The sequence below is a fragment of the Vibrio sp. 03-59-1 genome, from assembly GCF_013114135.1.
GTDB classification, from domain to species: Bacteria; Pseudomonadota; Gammaproteobacteria; order Enterobacterales; family Vibrionaceae; genus Vibrio; species Vibrio cortegadensis.
This window is the reverse complement of the sequence record NZ_VTYA01000001.1, coordinates 462,462-468,934: the sequence shown is the minus strand read 5'-3', so window position 1 is coordinate 468,934 and position 6,473 is coordinate 462,462. Positions and strand designations below refer to the sequence as shown.

Annotated in this window: 7 protein-coding genes and 1 pseudogene; 5 read left to right on the top strand and 3 right to left on the bottom strand. The window is 42.0% G+C overall.

Annotation, left to right across the window (positions count from 1 at the left end; translation table 11 throughout):
- Window positions 1-316 (top strand): annotated as a pseudogene (locus tag F0249_RS20125) (hypothetical protein); the annotation flags it as partial.
- 300 nt (window positions 317-616) lie between these two features.
- The gene (locus F0249_RS01900; RefSeq protein WP_017052764.1) at window positions 617-760 is read left to right on the top strand and encodes a hypothetical protein; all 144 of its coding nucleotides are present in this window, start codon (window positions 617-619) and stop codon (window positions 758-760) included.
- Window positions 761-769: 9 nt separating this feature from the next.
- Here F0249_RS01900 and F0249_RS01895 read toward each other — a convergent pair whose 3' ends face one another.
- On the bottom strand, window positions 770-1,684 hold the full coding sequence (locus F0249_RS01895; protein ID WP_171755654.1) for a DMT family transporter: 915 nt from the start codon (window positions 1,682-1,684) through the stop codon (window positions 770-772).
- Window positions 1,685-1,779: 95 nt separating this feature from the next.
- On the opposite strand from F0249_RS01895, the gene F0249_RS01890 reads away from it, so the two are divergent.
- Both F0249_RS01890 and trmY read left to right on the top strand, forming a co-directional pair.
- Window positions 1,780-3,207 (top strand): PLP-dependent aminotransferase family protein, encoded by a 1,428-nt coding sequence (locus F0249_RS01890; protein ID WP_171755653.1) that lies wholly within the window; start codon window positions 1,780-1,782, stop codon window positions 3,205-3,207.
- Window positions 3,208-3,316: 109 nt separating this feature from the next.
- The gene (trmY, locus tag F0249_RS01885; RefSeq protein WP_017052767.1) at window positions 3,317-3,919 is read left to right on the top strand and encodes a tRNA (pseudouridine(54)-N(1))-methyltransferase TrmY; all 603 of its coding nucleotides are present in this window, start codon (window positions 3,317-3,319) and stop codon (window positions 3,917-3,919) included.
- A gap of 146 nt (window positions 3,920-4,065) precedes the next feature.
- On the opposite strand, the gene F0249_RS01880 is transcribed toward trmY, so the two are convergent.
- Together F0249_RS01880 and F0249_RS01875 are read right to left on the bottom strand one after the other, a co-directional pair.
- Window positions 4,066-4,533, bottom strand: a complete 468-nt coding sequence (locus F0249_RS01880; RefSeq protein ID WP_017052769.1) for a YjiG family protein — start codon at window positions 4,531-4,533, stop codon at window positions 4,066-4,068.
- The gene (locus F0249_RS01875; protein ID WP_017052770.1) at window positions 4,533-5,276 is read right to left on the bottom strand and encodes a nucleoside recognition domain-containing protein; all 744 of its coding nucleotides are present in this window, start codon (window positions 5,274-5,276) and stop codon (window positions 4,533-4,535) included. The genes F0249_RS01880 and F0249_RS01875 overlap by 1 nt, the downstream gene beginning before the upstream one ends.
- A 366-nt stretch (window positions 5,277-5,642) precedes the next feature.
- Here F0249_RS01875 and F0249_RS01870 point away from each other — a divergent pair, with 366 nt between their 5' ends.
- Entirely contained in the window at window positions 5,643-6,374 is a 732-nt protein-coding gene (locus F0249_RS01870; protein ID WP_017052771.1) for a sulfite exporter TauE/SafE family protein, read from the top strand.
- The last annotated feature ends 99 nt before the right edge of the window (window positions 6,375-6,473 follow it).

Here is a 6,473-nt window from a genome sequence, read left to right as displayed (position 1 = left end):
ATTTACTTTCGCTTTAAAAAGCGAAAACAAACAGTACGAAACTAGTGATTATCATCAACGAGTGCCCACACAGATTGATAGGTCTAAATTGTTAAAGAGCTTTAGTATCAAAGGTTTGAACCTAATCAACTCCGACTTCAGTGAACGTTTGAACGTTGCTCTGTGTCGGTGGATGCGCAGTATAGAGAATGAAGAGTTTCGTGCAAGCATTTTTTCAAATAAATTGTTCGTTCGACTACATAACAATCAAAAAGCACTAAAAACGACCAATTCAGCCGCTTTTATTACTTTTCCTGGTAAAAATAGAAAGAAGTAATGAAACAATTACTGCGTAAAGAAGGGAGCAGCCACGTGAAAAACAAACTCCCCTTCCATAAACGGCACATATGAGTGCCAAAATTAATCAAATTAAAGCTTTCATCACTAATTTCAATGTTAATGACTTATTTATAGCACCAACAGAACATCTGTAACTAATTGTAATTAAGAGCTTTCGGTTGTATTTCCAACATGTAACCAATGCTAGTTCTGAGCAACGGCTTTAACTCTCATTATCTTTTCTCTCCACTTACTACACTGGAGTTATATTCAATTAACTCTTAACAAGGAAATTATTATGGAAAAAGCAATCAATGCTCTTGGTATCGCTATCATTGCAAGCAAATACGCGGGCGTCATACTGTTTGCAGGCTTAACCCTTTCTACTGGCGCTCTTGCCGCTGACGCTTTATACCTGACGGGAGCTGAGAATAACGATTAACAGCCTTACCTAACCTTCTTTTACTTGAGAGTTTTGAGCGACACTTATTTTTTTCTCTTTTTCTATCGGTTTTCTAACCACTAGATAAACCGCTATAGCAGCAAGTGTGAAACCAAGCGCACCAAGCCAATCAAAGCTCTCGTTAAACACTAGCCATGCCTGAATGGCAGTGACTGGTGGAACAAGATAAAATGTAGAAGCCACTTTCGATGATTCACCACTTTTCACCATAAATAGCAGTAACAATATGGCGAACACAGACAGCACAATCACCAACCACGCCATTACCGCAAAAAATTCCGGAACCCACATCACTTCCATCGTTTCGGTATTCCAAGCAACAATACTAAATAAGATCGCCGAAGCGAAATACTGCACCAACGCCCCTCCAATCATATCGACGTTATGGCAGAATTTTTTCTGATAAAGCGTCCCCAAAGTGATACCAACCAATGCTGTAAAGGTAAAGCAGATAGCAGCCAGTTGATGTTCATCATTTTGCCACTCAACATTTCCCATCAACACCAATGATATCCCCACGAAGCCAACCATAAGCCCGAGCCATTGCGATGCAATCAGACGCTGATTAGAAAACCCGACTAACAGCACTGCCGTTAAAATAGGCTGAATACCAACAAGCAACGCACATAACCCAGCAGGCATTCCCATCGATATGGCTTGATACGTCCCCCCTAAATAGCAACCATGGATCAACAAGCCAACAATAGATGCGTGTAATAAATCCTTTCCCATTGGAACTCTTCTACGCATAAATGCAATGAGCACGATAAATACGGTTACGTTTGCCATCATTCTTAGCGCAAGTAGCGTTGCTGGCTCTGCGTATTGCAAACCGAATCGAGCACCAACGAAGCCTGAACTCCATAAAACCACAAAGATAACGGGTATCAATTTCACCCACATAAAAACCTCTAGTAAGTCATCACATTATATTGCTAATGTAGTTAGGTACAGTTGGGATAAAAAGACACAGTTTTGGCTAAATAATTGGGTACAGAATGAAAGAGAACACCAAATACCAAGATGTTGAAGCGCATATTCGTCAATTAATTCATTCGGGTACTTTGGTCGAGCATGACAAATTGCCCTCTATACGCCATTTATCTCAACAGCAGCAGGTAAGCAGGAATACGGTTATCCGGGCTTATCAAGAGTTAGAAGCCGCTGGGATTGTCTATCCAGTTCCTCGTTCTGGCTACTGCATTCAGCAAAAGCCGCTTCCTGAATTCACTTCTGTCAGCGATCCTAACCATGTTGATCTCCTCTCTGTCACTAAGTCGATTTTGGCTCAGCCTCTTATCGAGCATACGATGCCTGCCGGTTCTGCTCATCCCAATATCGATGGTCCTGCAATTCGCAGTTTGTATGCCGAGATAGGCCGTCATAGTCGTTATCAAACTCAGATCCCCAGCCACTATCAGTTACCACCGGGGAATAGCACCTTAATTAAGCAACTCATTAAGATCACCCAAGATTGCGGCATCACCGCGCATTCAAATGAAATATCGATCACTCACGGAGCCCAGCAAGCGATCAGTCTCGCATTGCGCGCTCTAACAAAGCCGGGTGATATCGTGATTGTGGAATCCCCATGCTATTTCGGCAATTTGCTACTTATGGAATCCTTAGATCTACAGGTTATCGAGATCCCTAGCAGTATTGACTCTGGTATTGATATTAAGGCATTAAAAGAAGCGATAAGCATGTGGGATATCGCGGCGATACTCGTCACTCCCAATTTTAATAATCCAACAGGATCTCGTATGCCATTGGCAGCAAGGCAAGCTTTATTGGATGAATCGCAGAATATCCCCATTATCGAAGACGATGTTTTTGGCGCTTTATCCTTTGAAGCGCCGCTTCCGAGTTTAAAATCCTTAAATAAAGGCAATCGTGTCATCTATTGCAACTCATTATCTAAAACGTTGGATTCAAGGTTACGTGTTGGCTGGATCTTGGCTGGGCAGTATCAGCGTAAAATAGAGAAGTATCTGATCAGCGACAATATGGGTAGCTTAAACCTCATGCAATCGGCGCTTGGTGAATTTCTTACTACAGGAAAATACCGTCAGCATTTGAGCAAGATGAAGAAGCATTACCACAGCAATCAAAAGAGATTTTCGACTCAATTGATCAAAGCCTTAAACCAACGCGACAACTTACGAGGTCAATTTCAGCTCAGTCGGCCACAAGGCGCATTCTTATCTTGGTTGATATTGCCACCAGCAGTCGATAGCTACGCGATTTATCAAGAGTGCTTAAAAGCAAAAATAAGTGTATTACCAGGCACTATCTTCGGCACTCATGATCAGTACAAACACTGCATCAGATTCAGCTGTGCCTCATATCAAGATAACGATAAATGGGCAGAAGGTGTTGAACGCTTTGCCAATATTGTTGCCACTCATCTTACAGAGCAGGGATAAACATCAGTTCTATTTGACTTCAACAGCCGATCGCGGTTACATACGCGTCTTGAATCTGTATGGTATTACCATCAGCAATACACCCACTTTATAGCAAGGCGATTTATCCATGCGTGCATTTGTTTTAAGAGCTCGTTCCGCTCCAACAGAGAGCCATCTTCTATTGGAATCTGTCGGTCAAGAAGCCCATACCGAAATTTTGGCTCATACATTGATGAACACCATTTTTGTGGCTCAATCGCATCGCAAAGACGTTATCGTTCACCTTGTATTGGAAAGCACGAAAGACTTCTCTCGCACGATTACCTTCAACTCAAATGACATCACTAATATTGGCGGCTTCCATGAGTCCATACTATTAGCGGCAGTCGCAAGAGCACTCGATGCATCTAAAGGCATGACCAAAGAGCAAGAGCGACAAGTTGAGCCTGGTGTGACTGTTCGTACGATTAGTTTTGAGAAACTGATTAAAGAGTTAGCAGAAGATTATCAGCTGTATATGCTAGATAAGAAGGGAGACTCTGTACGTGATATTGAGTTGGCTCATAACCCTTGTTTCTTATTAACCGATCATATTCCAATGCCTAAAAAAACCTACAACAGCATGAAACGTTTGGGGACTGAAATGATAAGCCTTGGGCCAAATATGTTGTTTGCCTCTCAGTGCGTAACATTAATTCAAAACGAATGGGATATTGCAGGGATCGAGTAATCATCAAAGATGAAAATTACTCTGATTTAAAATATAGAATGAATGCAATGTCTATCTCGCCCAAGGATAAATAGCATCAAAATCAAAAAATCCCCAAACGTTCATTTGGGGATTTTTTGACTGTAATGATTTAGTGATAATCAGATCTACAGAAGTACATTCATCACTAGCATTGCGCCGAAAGCATTCAGTACTGAAATGGCAATCATCACTGGAATGTAACGACCTTCCGTGCCGATCGCCCCCATGATTCGTCCCATGTATTGAACTTGAGAGCCCATAAGGTAAATAGCCGGCGCTAAAATAGCGATGTGCGTACCATTCAAGATACCTTGGTCAAATAGAGTAATAACCACACCAACCGCGCCGCCCATCGACATCCAAGCACCAATCAATACCGCCGCAGCTTCACCCGGAAGACCAAAAATCGCCATTATTGGAGAGAACACGGTTCCCATCAAATCGAGCGCACCAGTAATTTGCAGAACTTTGATGAAAACAAAAGCCATCAATACGTTAGGAACAGTAGAAGTCGTTGCGATTACCCAACCTTTTTTAGCGCCTTCAACAAATATATCAGTCACCATCGGTTTTTTTGCTTTAACGTCGCTCATTATGCTGTCTCCTCTTTTAGTTCTGCTGACTGGTCATTGTTTTGGTTATCTTTGTCTTCTTTTCCTTCTGTTAGGTTTAAATAAACACGGAACAGGTTGGCACCGACAAATTTGAAAACGAACATGACAATAACAGCAAGGCCAATTGATGAAGTGACCGCTAACGATCCATCAGCCATCGTGAGGGTAAAGAGCACAGCACCAGATGAGAAGAAGTTAACAATGGTCGCGCCAGCAGTGAATTGGAACATAGTGAATATATCGGTTTCACGTTTCGTCAGGTGACCTTCATCTTTCAGTTGTCGAGTCATTGCGGCCCCTGCATCCGTACTTTGCAAAGAGGCGATCATAGCTAGACCCGAGCTTCCCGGAATGCCCATCAATGGACGAAGAAGTGGTGTCAGAATTTTACGAGCAGCATCAAGTGCACCGTAGTGCTCCAGCACATTGATCATACCAAGTGCAAACATAACGGTAGGGATCAGAGTAAAAGCGAAAATGAAACCATCACGCGCACCATTACCGCCTTTACCACGCAGTGATGTGGTTGCCGCTTCAATGCCATCGGCGGTTTCCGTTACATTGTAAGCAACTTTACCAAACGCTCCATTAAGAGTGGTGAAATCTAACGCTCCATACCAGTCCGTTGATTTCATTAGGCCGGAGAAAAACACTACGGCAAAGGCGAGAGCAATATAGCTCCCAATAGTGACCTTTCGGTCGGTTTGAGTTTGATTCGTCATCGTAATACCTATGAGTTATATAGAACAGGAACTGCGCGCATAGTGCATATAATACGTGCCACACTATATGACCAAAATCAAAGATAGACTGTGAACGTTTTAAAAATGAAATGTATGATTTCAAAATGTGATAATCAGCATAATTAACCATATCAAGAACAACAACTAATCAACAAAGGATATATAACTACTTAATCTTTCTTCTATGGAATAAATCAAAATGTACAACAGAGATGCCATAAAAATACTGACCGCATAAACATCATACTTGCGTTTACTTTAACTTCGACTCGCTTCACTATGTTTGCTTCAATCATCTTTAGATCCAACTCCAGTGCTTAGCGAATTAAAAAACATAGGCAATTTATGATATTTGACTGGCTAGATCCCACCGTTTTAACGGCAATTTTCCTCATTTTTTTGGGATCATTCGTACAAACTGCGATTGGTTTTGGGCTAGCGATCGTTGCAGCCCCTCTGCTATTTCAACTATCGCCAGATTATGTTCCAGCGCCAATTTGCTTGGTCGCGCTATTCATTTCAATTTTAAATGCACTCAAGCATAGAGCAAATGTCTCGATTGGTGGACTAAAAATGGCCCTCATTGGTCGAGTGCCCGGTTCGATTGCAGGCGGAATGTTACTATTAGTGGTATCAACGGATGTGTTGTCTTTATGGCTTGGGTTCCTCGTTCTATTTGCGGTAATGGTCAGCATGCTTCCTTTTCGAATTGAACCCACACCGATCAGAATGGGGATTGCAGGTTTTTTCTCTGGATTTTTTGGCACCAGCTCTTCCATCGGTGGACCACCGATGGCGCTTCTTTTACAACACCAAGACGCAAACCAACTCAGAGGGAACCTTTCTGCTTTCTTTGTGTTTAGCTCTCTAATTTCATTAATTGTGCAGATCCCCATTGGTTTCTTTACTCTGCATCACGTGTTTATCACAATTCCTCTCATCCCCGCCTCATGGCTCGGATACAAATTAGCAATAATGACCACACAGAGCCTACCTAAAGAAAAGATTCGCGTTGGAGCTTTAATTTTGTGCTTAGTCAGCGGGCTAACCGCCATTTGGCAAGGGTTTTTAGCTTAATCGTAGGGTCTATTTCAATGTATCAACGACCGTACCAGCATAAAACTTATAACAATATTCAAACTTAACAAATCAAATTATTCCCTCTAGCACCAATAA

What these genes read in the sequence shown, in the direction of transcription:
- trmY (WP_017052767.1), top strand. Translation starts at nt 3,317, where the DNA reads ATGCGTGCATTTGTTTTAAGAGCTCGTTCCGCTCCAACAGAGAGCCAT.
- F0249_RS01900 (WP_017052764.1), top strand. Translation starts at nt 617, where the DNA reads ATGGAAAAAGCAATCAATGCTCTTGGTATCGCTATCATTGCAAGCAAA.
- F0249_RS01890 (WP_171755653.1), top strand. Translation starts at nt 1,780, where the DNA reads ATGAAAGAGAACACCAAATACCAAGATGTTGAAGCGCATATTCGTCAA.
- F0249_RS01880 (WP_017052769.1), bottom strand. Translation starts at nt 4,533, where the DNA reads ATGAGCGACGTTAAAGCAAAAAAACCGATGGTGACTGATATATTTGTT.
- F0249_RS01875 (WP_017052770.1), bottom strand. Translation starts at nt 5,276, where the DNA reads ATGACGAATCAAACTCAAACCGACCGAAAGGTCACTATTGGGAGCTAT.
- F0249_RS01895 (WP_171755654.1), bottom strand. Translation starts at nt 1,684, where the DNA reads ATGTGGGTGAAATTGATACCCGTTATCTTTGTGGTTTTATGGAGTTCA.
- F0249_RS01870 (WP_017052771.1), top strand. Translation starts at nt 5,643, where the DNA reads ATGATATTTGACTGGCTAGATCCCACCGTTTTAACGGCAATTTTCCTC.